Source organism: Sediminicola sp. YIK13, assembly GCF_001430825.1.
Lineage (GTDB): Bacteria > Bacteroidota > Bacteroidia > Flavobacteriales > Flavobacteriaceae > Sediminicola.
Map to the genome: position 1 here is coordinate 2,128,414 of NZ_CP010535.1, position 17,612 is coordinate 2,146,025.

14 protein-coding genes are annotated in these 17,612 nt (G+C 40.6%); 2 read left to right on the top strand and 12 right to left on the bottom strand.

The window, feature by feature from the left end:
- Positions 1-27: 27 nt before the first annotated feature.
- From acs to SB49_RS09495, 3 genes are read right to left on the bottom strand one after another with little or no spacing between them, the layout of a single operon-like run.
- Positions 28-1,935 (bottom strand): acetate--CoA ligase, encoded by a 1,908-nt coding sequence (gene acs / locus SB49_RS09485; RefSeq protein ID WP_062055989.1) that lies wholly within the window; start codon positions 1,933-1,935, stop codon positions 28-30.
- Between the two features lie 33 nt (positions 1,936-1,968).
- A complete protein-coding gene (locus tag SB49_RS09490; protein WP_062055991.1) occupies positions 1,969-3,681 on the bottom strand; it encodes a sodium:solute symporter family protein in 1,713 nt (570 codons plus the stop codon).
- A 27-nt stretch (positions 3,682-3,708) separates the two neighbouring features.
- The gene (locus SB49_RS09495) at positions 3,709-3,972 is read right to left on the bottom strand and encodes a DUF4212 domain-containing protein (RefSeq protein WP_062055992.1); all 264 of its coding nucleotides are present in this window, start codon (positions 3,970-3,972) and stop codon (positions 3,709-3,711) included.
- 333 nt (positions 3,973-4,305) lie between these two features.
- Here SB49_RS09495 and SB49_RS09500 point away from each other — a divergent pair, with 333 nt between their 5' ends.
- Entirely contained in the window at positions 4,306-4,986 is a 681-nt protein-coding gene (locus SB49_RS09500; protein ID WP_062055994.1) for a head GIN domain-containing protein, read from the top strand.
- 62 nt (positions 4,987-5,048) lie between these two features.
- On the opposite strand, the gene SB49_RS09505 is transcribed toward SB49_RS09500, so the two are convergent.
- The 7 genes from SB49_RS09505 to SB49_RS09535 all read right to left on the bottom strand — a co-directional run bounded on the left by SB49_RS09505 (position 5,049) and on the right by SB49_RS09535 (position 15,076).
- Positions 5,049-5,231 carry a CPXCG motif-containing cysteine-rich protein gene (locus SB49_RS09505; protein WP_062055996.1) on the bottom strand — a complete coding sequence of 61 codons (183 nt, stop codon included), beginning with the start codon at positions 5,229-5,231 and terminating at the stop codon, positions 5,049-5,051.
- A 15-nt stretch (positions 5,232-5,246) separates the two neighbouring features.
- Entirely contained in the window at positions 5,247-6,596 is a 1,350-nt protein-coding gene (locus tag SB49_RS09510) for a TolC family protein (protein WP_062055998.1), read from the bottom strand.
- Between the two features lie 4 nt (positions 6,597-6,600).
- Positions 6,601-9,876 carry an efflux RND transporter permease subunit gene (locus tag SB49_RS09515; RefSeq protein ID WP_062056000.1) on the bottom strand — a complete coding sequence of 1,092 codons (3,276 nt, stop codon included), beginning with the start codon at positions 9,874-9,876 and terminating at the stop codon, positions 6,601-6,603.
- Positions 9,876-11,009 carry an efflux RND transporter periplasmic adaptor subunit gene (locus SB49_RS09520; RefSeq protein WP_062056002.1) on the bottom strand — a complete coding sequence of 378 codons (1,134 nt, stop codon included), beginning with the start codon at positions 11,007-11,009 and terminating at the stop codon, positions 9,876-9,878. Before SB49_RS09520 ends, SB49_RS09515 begins: the two co-directional genes overlap by 1 nt.
- A gap of 158 nt (positions 11,010-11,167) precedes the next feature.
- The gene (locus tag SB49_RS09525; protein WP_235537729.1) at positions 11,168-12,070 is read right to left on the bottom strand and encodes a leucine-rich repeat domain-containing protein; all 903 of its coding nucleotides are present in this window, start codon (positions 12,068-12,070) and stop codon (positions 11,168-11,170) included.
- A 12-nt stretch (positions 12,071-12,082) separates the two neighbouring features.
- Positions 12,083-12,973, bottom strand: a complete 891-nt coding sequence (locus SB49_RS09530; RefSeq protein ID WP_062056004.1) for a hypothetical protein — start codon at positions 12,971-12,973, stop codon at positions 12,083-12,085.
- A 180-nt stretch (positions 12,974-13,153) separates the two neighbouring features.
- Positions 13,154-15,076: an ABC-F family ATP-binding cassette domain-containing protein gene (locus SB49_RS09535; RefSeq protein ID WP_062056006.1), complete on the bottom strand. Its 1,923-nt coding sequence runs from the start codon at positions 15,074-15,076 to the stop codon at positions 13,154-13,156.
- A gap of 64 nt (positions 15,077-15,140) precedes the next feature.
- On the opposite strand from SB49_RS09535, the gene SB49_RS09540 reads away from it, so the two are divergent.
- A complete protein-coding gene (locus SB49_RS09540; RefSeq protein ID WP_062059075.1) occupies positions 15,141-15,524 on the top strand; it encodes a DUF983 domain-containing protein in 384 nt (127 codons plus the stop codon).
- Here the strand turns inward: SB49_RS09540 and SB49_RS09545 are convergent.
- Positions 15,514-16,575 carry an NAD(P)/FAD-dependent oxidoreductase gene (locus SB49_RS09545; protein WP_062056008.1) on the bottom strand — a complete coding sequence of 354 codons (1,062 nt, stop codon included), beginning with the start codon at positions 16,573-16,575 and terminating at the stop codon, positions 15,514-15,516. The two genes, SB49_RS09540 and SB49_RS09545, sit on opposite strands and share 11 nt — an antisense overlap.
- Positions 16,576-16,654: 79 nt before the next feature.
- Positions 16,655-17,557 carry a type IX secretion system ring protein PorN/GldN gene (gene gldN / locus SB49_RS09550; RefSeq protein ID WP_062056010.1) on the bottom strand — a complete coding sequence of 301 codons (903 nt, stop codon included), beginning with the start codon at positions 17,555-17,557 and terminating at the stop codon, positions 16,655-16,657.
- Between the last annotated feature and the right edge of the window lie 55 nt (positions 17,558-17,612).

Here is a 17,612-nt window from a genome sequence, read left to right on the forward strand (position 1 = left end):
TTTTTTATCTATATGGATAATGCGATGTTACAATTTGTTCTCAATAATTTCCTGCACCACTTCTGGGTTCAATAAGGTGGATGTATCCCCCAGGTTTTCCATTTCATTACAGGCGATTTTTCTGAGGATCCTTCTCATGATCTTTCCTGAGCGCGTTTTTGGAAGCCCACTGGTAAACTGGATCTTATCCAGTTTTGCGATAGGACCAATCTGTTCCGTAATGATCTGATTGATTTCCTTTCTTAGATTGTTCTGATCTCTGGATTCCCCAGTGACCTTAAGAATTACATACCCATAAAGCGCACTTCCCTTAATATCATGGGGAAAGCCAACTATAGCTGATTCCGCCACTGCAGGATGCTCATTAATAGCATCCTCTATGGGTGCGGTACCGAGATTATGTCCAGATACGATGATCACATCGTCTACCCTACCCGTAATACGGTAATAACCAACCTCATCCCTTAGCGCCCCGTCTCCAGTAAAATATTTGTTTTCATAGGCTGAGAAATAAGTATCCTTATACCGTTGATGGTTGCCCCATATGGTTCTGGCCATAGAGGGCCATGGAAATTTGATACAGAGCCTACCGTCCACTTGATTGCCTTCTATTTCATTGCCATTTTCGTCCATCAACGCCGGTTGGACCCCAGGTAATGGTAACGTCGCATAAGTTGGTATAGTCGGGGTGGCATAGGGAATAGGAGAAATCATGATGCCGCCTGTTTCTGTTTGCCACCAAGTGTCCACAATTGGACTCTTCTTTTTACCCACATTTACATTGTACCAATGCCAGGCCTCTTCGTTGATTGGTTCTCCTACAGTCCCCAACACCTTAATTGAGGAAAGATCGTGCTTTTCCACAAAATCCAAACTCTCTTTGGCCAACGCCCTGATCGCCGTTGGTGCGGTATAAAATTGACTGACCTTATGTTTTTCTATGATTTCCCAAAATCGACCAAAGTCGGGATAACTTGGCACCCCTTCAAAGAGGACCGTGGTTGCCCCGTTTGCCAAAGGACCGTACACTATATAACTGTGACCCGTGATCCATCCAATATCCGCGGTACACCAATACACATCCTTTTCCCTATACTGAAAAACGTTCTTAAAAGTATAAGCAGTGTACACCATGTACCCCGCTGTGGTGTGCAACATTCCTTTTGGCTTCCCTGTGGATCCAGAAGTGTATAAAATAAACAATGGGTCTTCGGCATCCATGATCTCCGGTACGCAATCTTGATATGCTTCATCCAACAAAGGCTGTAACCATTTATCACGACCTTCCTTCATCGCTATATCGGAATTTATCCGTTTTGCCACCAATACGGTATTTACCCCTGGGCAATCGTGAAGGGCTTCATCTACAATTCCCTTGAGGTCTATTTCTTTTCCGCCTCTGTAGGAACCATCCGATGTGATTACCATTTTACAATCACTGTCATTGATCCTAGTAGATAGTGCCGTTGATGAAAATCCTGCAAATACCACGGAATGGATTGCTCCGATACGGGCACATGCCAAGAGGGAAATTGCCAGTTCAGGGATCATGGGCAAATAGATACATACCCTATCCCCCTTTTTTACACCCTGGTCCTTCAGGACGTTGGCAAATTCACAAACACGTTCGTGTAATTGTCTATAAGTTATATGTTCAGCTTCTTCGTCTGGATTATTCGGTTCAAAAATAATGGCCGTTTTTTCGCCTCTGGTCGTCAGATGTCTATCAATACAGTTTTCCGTAATATTGAGTTGGGCCCCTTCATACCACTTTACCTCCGGTTTTGTAAAATCCCAGCTCAGTACCTTATCCCATTTTTTTCTCCATAGGAAATGTTCTTCCGCTACTTCTTCCCAAAAATTTTCTGGATCCCTCACCGATTTGCGATACACCTGATAGTACTCTTCTAAATGTTTGATATGGTAATTACTCATGATGGAATTCTAATTTTTTATTAAAGATTTACTTTAATGAACTATCGCCTTACCCGCTCCGCTGGGAATTCGGATGTCCTCTACTATTTCCTGTACTTGTTCTGGGGGATCAGGGGCAAACATATTGACCAATAGGGCCACTATAAAGTTAACGATCATAGCAATGCTACCAAAGCCTTCCGGTGAAATTCCTAACCACCAATCCTTAGACAGTCCAGCCACCGCATCTTTACCACCATCAAAAAGACCAAATTTGAATTTCAGCATGTAAAAGAGCATCAGTGCAATACCCACAATCATTCCTGCTATGGCCCCTTCTTTACTCATTTTTTTATAAAAAATCCCCAAAACAATTGCTGGAAAAAAGGAGGCTGCTGCCAGTCCAAATGCCAGTGCGACAACTGCCGCCACAAACCCAGGTGGATTGATTCCGAAATACCCGGCTATGATCACGGCTACTGTTGCGGAAATTCGGGCTGCCCATAATTCGCCCGCTTCGGAAATATTAGGTTTAAAAATACTTTTGATAAGATCGTGTGACACAGAAGAAGATATCACCAACAACAAACCCGCAGCTGTAGATAATGCTGCAGCCAAGCCACCGGCAGCTACCAAGGCAATGACCCAGGGAGGTAAATTGGCGATCTCGGGATTGGCCAAGACCATAATATCATTATCAATGATAAGCTCGTTCTCCATTTTATTGGCAACATACTGTATTTTCCCGTCCTTATTTTTATCGTCAAAAACTAACAGCTCGGTATCTTCCCAGTTTTTAAACCAAAGGGGCATACTGGAATAGTCTTTATTACTAACCGTATTGATAAGGTTGGTTTTGGCAAATACGGCCACTGCCGGGGCAGTGGTATATAAAATCGCGATAAGCAATAGGGCCCACCCTGCTGATTTACGGGCATCCCTGACCCTTTTAACAGTAAAGAATCGTACAATGACATGTGGCAATCCTGCAGTCCCCACCATTAGGGCCAAGGTAATAGCAAACACATCCGTGACGGACTTTGACCCATCTGTATATTCAGCAAAACCCAATTCCGTGGAGAGTCCGTTTAATTTATCCAACAAAAACATTCCCGAGCCATCATTTAACGTAGCACCCATGCCCAATTGGGGAATAGGATTTCCTGTCATTTGAATGGAGATAAAGATGGCAGGAACCATAAAGGCAAATATGAGAACACAATATTGCGCCACTTGGGTATAGGTAATCCCTTTCATTCCGCCCAATACCGCGTAAAACAACACAATGACCATCCCTATGATTACCCCTGTGGTGATATCAACTTGCAAAAATCTGGAAAACACCACACCAACGCCCCTCATTTGCCCCGCTACATAGGTAAAGGATACAATTAGGGCACAGATAACGGCTACAATACGGGCCGTTTTGGAATAATAGCGTTCCCCAATGAAGTCGGGCACCGTGAATTTTCCAAATTTTCTAAGATATGGCGCCAATAGTAGTGCCAACAGCACATAACCCCCTGTCCATCCCATGAGGTAAACAGAACCGTCATATCCCGCAAAAGCAATAATACCTGCCATGGAGATAAATGAGGCTGCAGACATCCAATCTGCCGCAGTGGCCATACCATTCGCCAAGGGCGAAACATTGCCGCCGGCCACATAAAATTCTTTGGTGGAACCTGCCCTAGACCATATAGCTATGCCAATATAGAGTGCAAAGGTTATCCCTACAATGATGTAGGTCCATAGTTGTACACTCATATCCCGGTTGTGTTTTTCTTGGTAGGTTTATTCCTCATTATATCCATATTTTTTATCCAGTTTGTTCATCAGCCTCACATATATAAAGATCAGTATGACAAACACGTAAATAGATCCTTGCTGGGCAAACCAAAACCCGAGTTTAAAGCCTCCGAGCTTAATGCTGTCCAAGGCATCCTTGAACAGGATACCGGCACCATAGGATACTAAAAACCATATGGTCAACAAGAGTAATAAATACCTTAAGTTTTCCTTCCAATACGCCTTTGCTTTGATTTGTTTTTCTGACATGGATTCATGATTTTACTAATTGACATTGCAAACTTCTGGATTGCTATTCCTTTATTGTTTTAACACTTCTACAATACAATCCTCAAATATGAAGTTTAAAAATAGAGATTTAACCACTAGGAATCAACATTTACATCGAATCGTTTTGGTAAAAAAATAGCACTACTCTATTTGCGATGTATCTAATAGGACAACTGCTGTTTTCTTCTTGAAAAAGCACATTTTAGATACGTTCGAGATCGAGTATTACCTTTTAAATAATGACCTTTCGAAAAAGCCCAAAGGCATCTTATGAACGTATATAGTAAAAGTTAATCCCTAAAACAATAATCTATGAGAACTATACTTTCGCTTATCGCGATCAATTTAATAACATGGACAGCTTCTGCACAAAAAGAAGTTACCCACGAACTGTATAAATTTTCTGAAGTAAAGGCTTATGATGGGATCACCGTAAAGTTGATTCGTAGTGATGTAAACAAGGCTGTAATTACAGGAAAGGACCAAAGTGATGTTGCCTTTGTCAATAAATCAGGGCGTTTAAAAATACGAATGAAACTAGACAATTTTTTGGATGGCCATAATACCACAGTTATGCTGTATCATACAGAAACACTGGTTCTTTTGGATGTAAACGAAAAGGCAAAGATAGTTTCCGATGATGTGCAAAGATCCACCAGTTTGGAAATGCGTGCACAGGAGGGTGGTGAGCTGAAACTTCAGATAGAAGCCGGAAAGGTGGACGTAAAAGCCACAACCGGGGGTATCGTTTCCCTATCGGGAGTCTCAAAGGTTCAAGATATTTCCGTTAATACGGGAGGCGTCGTAAAAAACGAAAACTTAAAAACAGAACAGACCAATGTATCTGTAAATGCCGGGGGCACGGCCAATGTGAATGCATCAGATATTGTGGATGCCACAGTAAGGGCCGGAGGTACCATCAATATTTATGGAAACCCAAAAGAGGTTAAAGAAACCAAATTCGTAGGGGGAAATATAAATTCCATACAGTAACATGAACCACTACTAACAAAAAGCGCCTTAGAATCCAAAGCGCTTTTTGTGTTATGATGTTTCTATTGTTCCAAACTCTCTGCTTCAAACCCAATGAGCTCATGTGCTTGGAAAATGGGAGTAATTTCTATAGGGTTGCAACAGACCTCACAATCCTCCACATAGGTTTGTTTGGAAATGGAAGTATCTAACAGCATGCTAATTTCCTCCCAACAATAAGGGCATTGAAAAAAGTGTTCAAACATATCTGTACTCTCTAGCTATAATTCTACATTCAATAATTGGCCTGTTAACTGCAACAATTGTAGTTCAGCCAGTTTTGCATCGTATTTGGCAAGGTTTTTATTGGTCTGGGCATTTAACAGATTGATCTGCGCCTGACGGAATTCAATAGATGTAATCCTTCCCAATTTAAATTGCTCTTCGGAACGTTCAAAATTATTTTGGTTGGTCACAACATTTTGTTCCTGTATCTGATAAATATTCAGCCTGTTCTCATAAATGGCCAAGGCATTTAAAATATCCCGATTAACTTCCAACTCAATTTGTTTCCTTGTCAATTCCTGATTGGCATAGGCTATTTTGGCATTTTTGACCCTTACGGTAGTTCCTCCACCGTCAAAAAGGTTCCAAGTAAGATTGGCACCTAGAGCAAAATTAAGGTTGCTCGCATTGGTCCCTGGAAAAAATGCGGATGCTGCGCTCTGGTTAAGGTTCCATCCGTATGCACCGGTCAATCCAACAGTTGGTAAATAACCCGATCTGCTCACTTTAATATCGTAATCGTTTATTGCCAAACTCCGTTCGGATTGCAATACCGCCACATTGTTATTGTTGGTGAGTTTTACATACTCGTCCAATTGCAATCTGGGGATAAAACGCACTACCGTATCAACCTTGAACGTATTGTTAAGGTCTTGGTTCAAAATCACGTTCAAATCCCGTTTGGCATTGGCCAAATTCTGATTCGCATTCAATAAGTTGATGCTATCATTGGTAACATCCACTTGGGCGTTTAAGATATCCAGTTGGGTATTCTGCCCGTATTCAAAAGAGTATTCTGCCCTTTTTATTCTATCCTGGGATATCTCCAAGGCCTGCAGCAATACCTTTTGGTTCTCTGTTAACCTAGCAATTTCAAAATACACACTGAACAATTGGAGAATTGTATTCTCTATGGTCTCCCGAGCCTGTAACTCACTCAACTGATATTGCTCCTTTAGCCTTTTATAGTTGTATAAGCGACCTAGCCCATCAAATAGGACATAATCGGCACGGATAGCGGAATTGTAGCGTTGTGCCTCGGCCTTGTCCAATACCACATCAGGAAAGGGATTTCCATTATCATCTAAACGACCTGGAAACTCTATGGTAGAATCGTCCCTGTTATAGTTGGCTCCGGCAGTTCCAGTTAACGTTGGCAAATAGCCAGAGTTAAGGATTCCCGTATTGTTTTCGGCAATTTCTACATTGTTCTTAGCCACAACTATGTTGAAATTATTCTGAAGCGTGGTTACCACAGCTTCTTCTTTGGATAATAAGTTCTCTTGGGCGGCTATTTCATGCCCGAAAACAATAGATAAAATAAACAGTAGATAAAATTTCTTCATGGACCTATATGCTCTTTTCGGTAGTTTCTTCTACGGTACCGTTGGAATGAATTTCGTTTTCTATTTGGAGATGGTTGTTTTCCATGTGTCTTTCCTGATCTTGTTCCTTGATCGCTCTTTCCACTTCCTCTTTGGTCACATGTCCACCAGTGGCCAACCACTTGGAGCCCACCTTGAATTTATTGCTGAATGCTAGAAAAAGCGGTAGCATCAATAAGGTAAGTATGGTGGCAAAACCAATACCGTATGCAATGGAAATCGCCATAGGTTTTAAAAACTGTGCCTGCCTGCTCTTTTCCAAAAGTAGCGGTGCCAATCCTGCAATGGTAGTAATAGATGTTAAGAATATGGCCCTAAATCTAGATTTACCTGCTTCAAAAATAGCATCATCAAACTTCACCCCCCCCCTTAGGTTAGAATTGAACTTGCCGATGAGCACCAACCCGTCGTTAACCATTATCCCAATCAAGGCTATAATACCCAACATAGATAGAATATTGATTGGAAAATTATGAAGCCAGTGTCCCCATGCTACTGCTGTTAAACTAAAGGGCACCAACAAGATGAGCAATAGTGGTTGGCTAAAGCTCCTAAAAGTAAATGCAATAACAATGTAAATCAACAATAGTACGGTTAACCCTGCGGATTTCAAGGAACCCAATAATTTCCCGGCCTCCCGATTCTGGCCCTCATAGGAGGCAGTTACGGTTGGATATTTTGATTGTATCTCTGGCATTATCTGCGTCCGGATATCCGTCATAATATCGGTGGCACTGGTAGCCTTATCATCCTTTAGATCAGCGGATATTTGAATTTCCCTTCTTCCATCCAAATGGTTGATGGCCACATCCCCTCTCTCTATGGTGTATGTAGCTATTTCCTTCAAAGGAACTTTATTGCCCGAAGGGGTAGTAATACGCATTTCATCAAGGTCCGTAATAGAGGATCTATTTTGACGGTCATAGCGCACCCATACTCGGATCTCATCCTGTCCTCTTTGGAAACGTTGCGCCTGTGTACCAAAAAATCCGGCCCTTACCTGATTCATGATGGTTCTAAGGTCCAATCCCAACAAATAGGCATTTTCCTTAAGTTCTAGTCGTATTTCCTTAATACCAGCCGGATCATTATCGGCAACGTCCTTTAGGAGTGCATTGTTCTCCAAGGCGGTTTTCAATTCTTTCTTGGCGGCCTTTAATTCCTGAATATTATTACCCATCAGGGATACGGAAACAGGATCTCCACCAAAGTTTCCTCCAGATCCATAAATCAAACTTTCAACGCCCAAAACAGGGCCCACCAGTTCTTGTAATCTACTGGTGACCAAATTGGAGGCTATTTCATCCGGCCTTTCCTCCCCGGGTAATAAATTGATGACTAGGGAGGCTGCGGAAGAACCTGGTCCTACGGTCCTGATCATATTTTCAAAAAGCACCTTATCGGTTCCTTTTAAATAGGTTTCCGTGAGCTCTTGATTTACTATTTCGGCCTTTTCTTCGATCAAGCTAATAATGGAATCCGTGATCTTTTCATTGGTACCGTTGGGCATTAACAATGAAACCTGAACCCTGTCACTGGCAATTGAAGGAAAAAATGCAGTCCTTATAATTCCTCCACCAACAGATCCTAGGGTAAGTACCAACGCCATTACAAAAAATGAAAACGTTAAGATTTTGTGTTTAAGCGTAAAACGGAGTGCAGGTCCATAAACCGTGTCCCGCATCCAGACCATCATTTTATCCCCGTATTCATTGATCACCCTTAACTTCGAAAAGACTTTGGCGATGCCCTTTTTGGGTTTATTGTCCAAGGCTTGTAATGCTTTTGAGTGTGCTAAATGGGCAGGTAAAATAATCAAGGCCTCTACCAGAGACACCACTAGGGTAAGAATGACAATTACCGATACCTCACTAAAAAACTCCCCAATACGTCCATCCAAAAACAAGAATATGGAAAAGGCAAGAATCGTGGTGATAATGGCAGAAACTATGGGCGGTATCACCTCCATTGTTCCATCTATGGCCGCCTGAATGGGAGTTTTACCCCTTTCGTAATGTTGGTAGATGTTTTCTGCAATCACAATACCATCATCCACCAAGATTCCGATTACGATAATCATTCCGAATAACGAAAGTACATTTATGGTCACATCGAAGAAGCCCGCAAAAATAAACATCCCCAAAAAGGAAATAGGAAGACCAAATGCCACCCAAAAAGCGAGTCTTGTATTCAAGAACAAGGAAAGAAAAATAAGGACCAAAACCATCCCCATAATGGCATTTTCGGTCAATAGTTCTGTCCTTTGTGTCAGTGTTACCGACTGGTCACTGACAACATTGGCTTGCACGTTATTGTATTTATGGTTGAATTCCTCAACATATTCCTTTACCAATTCAGCCGCAGAAATCAAATCTTCGGTATTGGTACTGGTAATACTCACATTTACCGCCAGATTTCCATTGAAATAAGACGTATTGGGTGTTTCAGAGAACCGGTCCCTTATGATAGCGACATCCTTTAACCTTACGGTCTGACCCGATGCATCTGCCCTAACAATGAGATTGGAAAGTTCGTCTCCATAATAAGATCTATTATTGGCCCTTATAAGATACTCTTCTGCTTCCGTCTTAATATTACCCCCTGTTACCAAAATATTGGCATTGGAAACCGCTTGAGAAACATCATTGAACGACAGGTTGTAGGCAAGAAGACTGTTCTCATTAACCGCAATTTCAATCTCTTCTTGTGGATATCCGGAAATATTGATCTGGGATATGCCCTCCATAGTTCGGATATCGTTCTCAATCTGCCTACCAATTTGCTTTAAGGTGGCCAATGGTACATTATCACCACTGACAGAAAAACTGATGGTCTGCCTTACGGATTCAAGTTTGGACACGACCAAAGGCTCCATACCTGTGGGGAATGAAGGCACCCTATCCACGGCATTTTTAACCTCGAGCAGCATAAAATCAATATCCCTCCCCTTCTCTATCTCTACATTAATAGTACCACTGTTTTCCCTGGAGGTGGAGGTTACCCTGTCTACTCCTTCCAATCCTTTAAGGTTATCCTCAATTTTTAGAACGATTCCTTCCTCCACTTCTTGTGGTGAAGCTCCGGGATAGGCTATATTAATGGCTATGTTCTTGGAATCCGATAATGGAAAAAAGGACGACTTTAAAGAAAGTGCCCCTGCGATTCCAAATACCACGAAAGCAAGTATAAATACGCTTACCGCCACATGGTACTTTATAAAATATGCTATAACACCCCTCATTATTCTTCTGTTTTAGCCATGTCATTCAACACTTTTACCAACATCCCTGCGTAAGCCCCAATAACAGGCTTGGACAAAATGGCCGTCCCATCGGGCACTTCTTTCAATACCACTTTTTTATCACTGAAGAATACGGGCTTAACATCTATCATATCCAAGATAGAGTCCCTCACCACAAAGATTTTATCCCCTTCCAATAATAGACCTCTATCTATTTCAATGGCCTGGGCCTCTTCCTTGGTGTTCAAATTTGCCTGTAGGTACATCCCTTCCTTTAAATCGGCATCACGTACTTCTATAAATGCCCGAATGGTTTGGGAAAGCTGATCAATATTACCATTGATCCTAGCTACCTTTCCCATATATTTCTTACTGTTGTCCAGGTTCACTAATTCTACCTGTTCACCTAATTTTAAAAGATCACTGTAGCTTTTACTTACGGCAACCTCCAATTCATAAACACTGGTATCTATAAATTCTCCCAATTTCTGTCCAGAACGCACCAAAGTGCCTTCTGTCACCAGAGCTTCGGTCACTACACCGCTAAAGGGGGCCGTAATTCTATATTTGGAAAGTCGCTGTTCTTGGTTTTTTACGTTATAATAATTGGTAAGTATACCTCTGCCGGAAATAAAATAGCGTTCCTTTTCAGAATCCATTTTTGGTAATGGAGGTGTAGTTTTTTGGATATCAAAATTTTGAAGATAGGCTTCCCATTTAGGAAAAACTTGTGGATAATCTAACCGAAGATCGGGCATGATTGAGGTAATCAAATTATACAGATTACTTTTGGACGATTGCACACTGGCATAATACTCTTCGGCGTCTATACTTATGATGGTCTGTCCTGCACTGTACTTTTGTCCTGGTTTAAAAAGAACACTCCCTGGTTTAAAAACCCCTTGGACTTCAGAATAAAGTTCTACCCTTCTTTTGGCCATTAAGTTACCATTGGCAGAAATTACAATGGGGACTACCCCATTTTCAACGGTTTGAACAAAAACCGTTTTTACCACTTTTTTCGGAATTGGTTTCTGTGTATTCTTATTGGCAATAATTACTGAAGCTGCATAAAATGATACTGCGATTAAAAGTAATCCAAGTACAGACAGCACTATTTTTCTTGTATCCATTAAGTTAAGACTATGAGATAATTGTTGTATAGACAACAAAAGTACCCTATAGTTTAAGCGTACATAGTTAAATATATCCTAAAAAGCTGAATTTTTGGGCATAAAAAAAGGATGCTTGAAGCATCCTTTTTAACCAAACTAACTAAAATTATAATCAACTATTCATTCTCGTCTTCAAATTTTGTATCGGCCATTCTCGTATTATTGAAATCGACAGTTTTAAATTTGGTGTTAAGATCTCTCTTATCATAATCGAAAACCAAAAATTCATTTGAATTCATCATTTCCAAATTTTTGAAGGAATTAAATCTATTGTTCTGTATCTGTAAAATCTGAAGGCTGGCCAATTGACCAAATTCCATAGGTATTTCACCACCAAGTTCATTGTTGGCCAAAACCAATTCTTTTAACTTTATCAGGTTACCCAGTTCTGAAGGAATAGACCCGTCCAAGGTATTTTCGAAAAGGCCCAACACTTCCAATTTGGCCAAATTACCCAAGGATGTTGGGATAGCACCTTTTAGATTGTTACTGGAAATGTTCAATACCTTAAGGTTTGTTATGTCTCCTATACTCACAGGAATGCTCCCAGAAATAAAATTATTAAATACCGTAAGTTCTTCCAATTTCGTCATTTTTCCCATATCCAATGGAAGTTCTCCCTTGATACGGTTCATTTCTAGGCGCAACACCTTTAGTTCATTTAGCTGCACCATAGTTTTGGGTATTTCACCACTAATCCCGTTAAAAGCTAAATTTAATTGCACCAAGTCGCTTAGTTTGCCAATACTTTCAGGAAGTACTCCCTGCAAATTATTGCGGAACAAATTGATTTCTACGACCTTGTCATTGACCACCGTTACCCCGTACCACTCAGAAACTGGTTGGTTAAGGTCCCAGGTCTTGGTCCATTCGTCACCATTGGTGCTATTATACAACGCCACCAAGGCTTCCCTATCATCTTGACGAACTTCTGCTAGGACTACCGAATGGGAAGCCATGGCAAAAATTCCCAAAAACAGGAGACTTTTTAAACTGAAAATTTCACTTTTTAACATCATAATCTAAATGTTTTAGTTACTATCATCTTCGAACTTGGTATCCGCGGTACCTGTGGCCTTATGGATAAACAAATCCTTAAAATTATTTCTTTTGTCTGTATCTGCCTTTTTATCAATATCCAACAGGGCCAATTGTGTATTTCCCTGACGAATTCCAGTAGCAGTTACGTCTTCAAAATTATTATTCTGCATCTGCAATAATTGCAGCTTGGGCATTGAAAAGATTCGTTCTGGAAAATTACCGGACAAATTATTCTCTGCCAAGGTCATTGCCTTCAAATTAATAAGTTCGGTCATCCCACTGGGCACCTCCCCTTCTATTTCATTATCTGCCAGTTCCAATCTTTCAAGGGATTTTAAATTACCCAGTTCCAGTGGTATCTTACCGCTAAAAGCATTGTAAGAAAGATAGAGCAGTTTTAAATCCTTCATCTTTCCAATACTAGAGGGCAAATTGCCAGAAAGCCCGTTATCGAACATATCCATAATTGCTAAGCGATCCAGATTCCCAATATCCTCGGGAATCTCACCTTCCAATTTGTTTTTACCTAACCTGAGCACCTTTAATTTTCTTAGTTTAGTGATGGTTGTAGGTATTTGTCCTTGTAAGGTATTAAAGGCCAAGTTCAACTCCTCAAGAAAAGGTAAGTTTCCCAGGGAATTTGGCAAGACTCCTTGAAGGTTGTTGTTGAACAAATTCAAAGAAACAATGTTACCATTTTCCACACGCACTCCATACCACTCGGAAACAGGGCTGTTCAAATCCCATGTTACGTTCCATTGAGTTCCTTTTGTACTGGTATATAAATCTATAAGAACTTTTTTTTCTTGGGAACTAACAGCGGCCCTTACTAAAGGCCCGGTTAACATAATTACAATTAAAACAAAAAATGCCTGTTTCATGTAGTTTTTACTTTATTGTGCGTCAAACTGTTGTAGCTCAACATTCCTAGGAATTATCTTACAAATAAAGTTCAAAAGAAGACTAACAACAAAAATAATCGATGTAGGACAGGTGCCCTATCGATATTTGTTGTGAAAGTGCCAAAAGTTGTGGTGTAGTTTTATAATTTTTGTAGGGGATTAGGACTTTTCTGTCATTTCCTCCAATTCCATGGTTATTTCTTCCCAGACATCCATCAACTTTTTAAGTTCCTTTTTCTTATTCTCATAAGAATCAAAAAAGTTTTTTTGGGCTATGGTGGCATCATAGTTCATGAGAAGTTCATGGTCGATGTTGGCAATTTCTTTTTCGAGCACTCCAATGGAGCTTTCGGCATTGCTCAATTTATTTTTAAGGGACTTTATTTTTTTCTGGTCCTCAAAGGTCACTTCATTACCCTTATTTTTTTCTTTGGTCTTTACGGCCTGTTGCTTTTTCTCAATAGCCCTAAAATCCTGAACTTTTCGTTCTTCCAGATAAAAATCGATATCTCCGAGGTATTCCCTGATGTTTCCATCTTTAAATTCATACACATTGCTCGTTAAGCCCTGTAAAAAATCCCTATCGTGGGAAACCAAAATAAGGGTGCCCTCAAAACTCTGAAGTGCTTGTTTGAGCACATTCTTGGATTTAATATCCAAGTGATTGGTAGGCTCATCCATGACGAGCACATTAAAGGGCTGTAATAACATTTTGGCAAGCGCCAATCTGTTGCGTTCCCCTCCGGACAATACCCTAACGAATTTATCTGCCTCATCCCCCCTGAATAAAAAGGATCCAAGTATATCCCTAACCTTGCTCCTATTGGTCTCATTTGCGGCATCTATCATGGTATCCAATACGGTTTTGCTCCCATCGAGATACTCCGCTTGGTTTTGGGCAAAATATCCGATCTGCACATTGTGACCCAATTTTAAATGTCCCTCATGATCCAAATCCCCGACCATAATTTTTGCCAAGGTAGATTTCCCTTGTCCGTTCTGACCGACAAAGGCTGTTTTGCTCCCTCTTTCTACCAAAAGGTCTATCTCCTTCAGCACATTGTTCTTTCCGTAGCTTTTGGATAAATTTTCTATTTCCACAACTACTTTTCCAGGAGTTACGGAAACCGGAAAACGCAATTTCATTACGCTATTATCATCCTCATCTACCTCAATACGCTCGATCTTGTCCAATTTTTTGATGAGGGATTGTGCCATGGAAGCCTTGGAGGCCTTGGCCCTAAACTTTTCGATCAACTTTTCGGTCTGCTGTATCTGTTTTTCCTGGTTCTTTTGTGCACTCACCTGCTGGTCGCTGATCTCTTTCCGCAAGACCAAATATTCCGAATAGGGTTTGCTGTAATCATAGATACGTCCCAAAGAGATCTCAATGGTCCTATTGGTGACATTATCCAAGAACATCTTATCGTGGGAAACGATTACCACGGCACCCGTATAATTTCTTAAAAACTGTTCCAACCAAATGATGGACTCAATGTCCAAGTGGTTGGTAGGCTCATCCAGAAGCAGCACATCGTTGTTTTGAAGCAAAAGTTTGGCCAACTCAATACGCATACGCCACCCCCCTGAAAAGGTTTCGGTCTTCTTGTTAAAATCCTCCCTTTTAAAACCTAGACCTTGGAGGACTTTCTCTGTCTCTCCTTGGTAATTGTACCCTCCTAAGATCTCATAGTGATGGGTAATATCATTAAGGTCTATGATCAACTGGTTGTACCCTTCACTTTCATAATCGGTACGCTCCACCAACTGATGGTTAATGGTATCCAATTGAAGTTCCAAATCCTTGATTTCCTTGAAGGCCTGTTGGGCCTCCTCCAGGACGGACCTCCCCAGTTCAAAATCTATATCCTGTTTAAGAAATCCAATTCTGATATCTTTGTCCGAAGCAATGACACCAGTATCTGGTTCCAATTCCTTGGACAATAATTTTAGCATGGTGGATTTACCCGCTCCATTTTTTCCAATAAGTCCTACCCTATCTCCTGCATTTAATCTAAAAGCTATTTCTTCAAACAAAAATTCCCCAGCAAATGAAACAGAAAGATTATGTATATTCAGCATGTTTTGTGACTCTTGTTACTTTATGAAAATCAATAAATTGTACCTTTGTACAAATTTTATGCAAATGTTAAAAAAAGGAAACAAACTCTACAGCATTTTAACAGGAACTTGCCCTAAGTGCCATGAAGAAAGCATGTATTTGGACCAAAATCCTTATCATTTGGGTAATCTCCTTAAAATGAACGAGCGTTGTTCGCATTGTAACACCAAATACAAAATTGAACCCTCCTTTTTTTATGGGGCCATGTATGTAAGTTATGGGGTAGGTATTGCCTTTGCGGTAGCTGCATTTGTCATTGCATTTTTAATCGTTGGGACCACCCTCGTCAATACGTTTATTGCTATTGTGATCACAATGATTGTTTTTATGCCGGTGATCATGAGATTGTCCAGAAATATTTGGATCAACCTATTTATGAAGTATGATCCTAACGCAGTTAAGAATTAACCAGATAATATTTTTTAGTAAATCGGTCTATATCGATCTCCTTGGCAAGGGAAATACCATTTTCAATATAATTAAAAAGATCCCATGCCAATTTTGGCGCGGTCATTACTCCTCTAGATCCAAACCCGTTTAGCACATATAAGTCCTCTTTTTCCGGATGCCTACCTACCAAAGGCCTCCTGTCTACAACGGTCGGCCTTATTCCGGCAACATGATCCACTACCTCATAATCGCATTTTAAAAAGGTATTGAGCTTTTCCAAAAGTTCCGATTTGGACTCATCAGTGGGCAAATTGGTCTTATCCTTCCATTTGTATGTGGCCCCGACCCGGTAAAGATCATTGCCCAAAGGAATAATGAATACTGAGGATTTAATGACCTTATCCTCCTTTAATTGTGGCGCTTTTATGGTCAACAACTCCCCTTTGGTCCCATTTAGGGGCAGATAATTGAAAAAGGGATTGGAGCTTTGTCCATAACCGGTGGCAAAAACAACATTTTTGGCTATAACTCCCTTATAACTAACCTGGTTTTTTCCGAAAACCAATTGATCAAATAACAAGGTTTCTTGCAAGATCAGATCTTTTTCCGCCAGGTAGTTTTTATAGACTTGAAGTAATTTTTTGGTAGCTATTCGGCCCGTATGCAATACCTCCCCATATCCAAATGGAGCATCAATGGCGCTGTTCTTGTTAGCCACGATCCTGGTGGATAAAAAGTGGGACATCTGTGGCTTATCCGCTGCTTCGAACCACATATTCTGTTCCTCAATGGATGCGAAGCGTCTTAATACGGGTAGTTTGTAATCTAACTGGGTGTGTAGCTTTTGCTCCAGTTTTTCATAAAAAGGGATAGCCTCGTCCAATTGTGCCCTGGCATCCCATGCCAAGGTAAATCGTTTAAGGATAACAGGATTGTACAAGCCTCCAGCCACATTGGATGAAGTCTGGGAATCATCTGAAATCACCTTAAAGTATTTATTGTGCTGTTCCAACACCTCACAAAACGAAATTCCCGCCAATCCTAAACCTATCACCAAGTAATCTACCATATTGCAAAAATAAAAAAACGCCGCATGTAAAATGCAGCGTTTTTCTAATATGTATTGAATTGGAGTTTTATTTATGAACCTAATAGGCCCACATATCTTGTTCCCTGTCCCTTATCACCTCTTTTATACGTTGGGCTTCCAGAACTTGGAATAAAGCATTGTCCGCTATGTAATCTTTAATCTCACGGTCTCCGTGAACATTATCCTCTTTGTAAATAGTGGCATTGAACCTACGGGCATTGAGCAACATATCAAAAGATATGGGCTGAGCCGTATTTCTTTGGTTGAATACTTTTGCCTCGTGAAGAATTTCTCTGGCACTTGGATACCATACCCAAAACAAAGGCACTTTAGCTTCGGCAAGGTCCATGGACTCATCATCAATAAAGTTAACGTCGGGCGCAACAGGTGCAATTCCCAACAAACGATATTTCAATTCCCCTTGACGCTTGTCAAAATACCAAATTCCTTTAATAAGATATTCTTCAAGATCGGCTGCGGTAAGATCTCTCCTATTGATATATTCCTGGGAAATTTGCTCCCCAGCATTCAACTGCTCATATCCGTAATCCGTTGTATCCACTTTTTGAAGGGTCGCCTTAAGATCATCAAGGGTTCTTTTTTCAGTGAAATATGCATCGGCGTAAATATCCTTAAGCTTTCCACTCTTAATGTTCTTCATCAGAACATCATACAATGATCTTCTATCGGATCCTATACCAACAGTATCCAATGGATAGTACAATGGAAAGTTAACACGCTCATCCAAATCAATGACTTCCCAAACGGTTTTGGACCAAAGGATATCCCTATCGTCCACATAACCATATTTCAATGGGGCATCATTATCATTCGCTTTTTGCGCAGCTGTTTTCTTACCTACCTCATCGGGCATTTTGGCATTCAGAATATTTGCCTGGGCCATCATTGAGATTGGCAATAGCGCAACAGCTCCGATTAATAATACATTCTTCCAATTCATTTCTTCTTATTTATATATTTATTACACCTTACATGTAATTTGTCCATTAGTGGTA

Bases quoted from the DNA above. Each gene is read 5' to 3' on its own strand.
- acs (WP_062055989.1), bottom strand. From the start codon at position 1,935: ATGAGTAATTACCATATCAAACATTTAGAAGAGTACTATCAGGTGTAT.
- SB49_RS09490 (WP_062055991.1), bottom strand. From the start codon at position 3,681: ATGAGTGTACAACTATGGACCTACATCATTGTAGGGATAACCTTTGCA.
- SB49_RS09495 (WP_062055992.1), bottom strand. From the start codon at position 3,972: ATGTCAGAAAAACAAATCAAAGCAAAGGCGTATTGGAAGGAAAACTTA.
- SB49_RS09500 (WP_062055994.1), top strand. From the start codon at position 4,306: ATGAGAACTATACTTTCGCTTATCGCGATCAATTTAATAACATGGACA.
- SB49_RS09505 (WP_062055996.1), bottom strand. From the start codon at position 5,231: ATGTTTGAACACTTTTTTCAATGCCCTTATTGTTGGGAGGAAATTAGC.
- SB49_RS09510 (WP_062055998.1), bottom strand. From the start codon at position 6,596: ATGAAGAAATTTTATCTACTGTTTATTTTATCTATTGTTTTCGGGCAT.
- SB49_RS09515 (WP_062056000.1), bottom strand. From the start codon at position 9,876: ATGAGGGGTGTTATAGCATATTTTATAAAGTACCATGTGGCGGTAAGC.
- SB49_RS09520 (WP_062056002.1), bottom strand. From the start codon at position 11,009: ATGGATACAAGAAAAATAGTGCTGTCTGTACTTGGATTACTTTTAATC.
- SB49_RS09525 (WP_235537729.1), bottom strand. From the start codon at position 12,070: ATGATGTTAAAAAGTGAAATTTTCAGTTTAAAAAGTCTCCTGTTTTTG.
- SB49_RS09530 (WP_062056004.1), bottom strand. From the start codon at position 12,973: ATGAAACAGGCATTTTTTGTTTTAATTGTAATTATGTTAACCGGGCCT.
- SB49_RS09535 (WP_062056006.1), bottom strand. From the start codon at position 15,076: ATGCTGAATATACATAATCTTTCTGTTTCATTTGCTGGGGAATTTTTG.
- SB49_RS09540 (WP_062059075.1), top strand. From the start codon at position 15,141: ATGTTAAAAAAAGGAAACAAACTCTACAGCATTTTAACAGGAACTTGC.
- SB49_RS09545 (WP_062056008.1), bottom strand. From the start codon at position 16,575: ATGGTAGATTACTTGGTGATAGGTTTAGGATTGGCGGGAATTTCGTTT.
- gldN (WP_062056010.1), bottom strand. From the start codon at position 17,557: ATGAATTGGAAGAATGTATTATTAATCGGAGCTGTTGCGCTATTGCCA.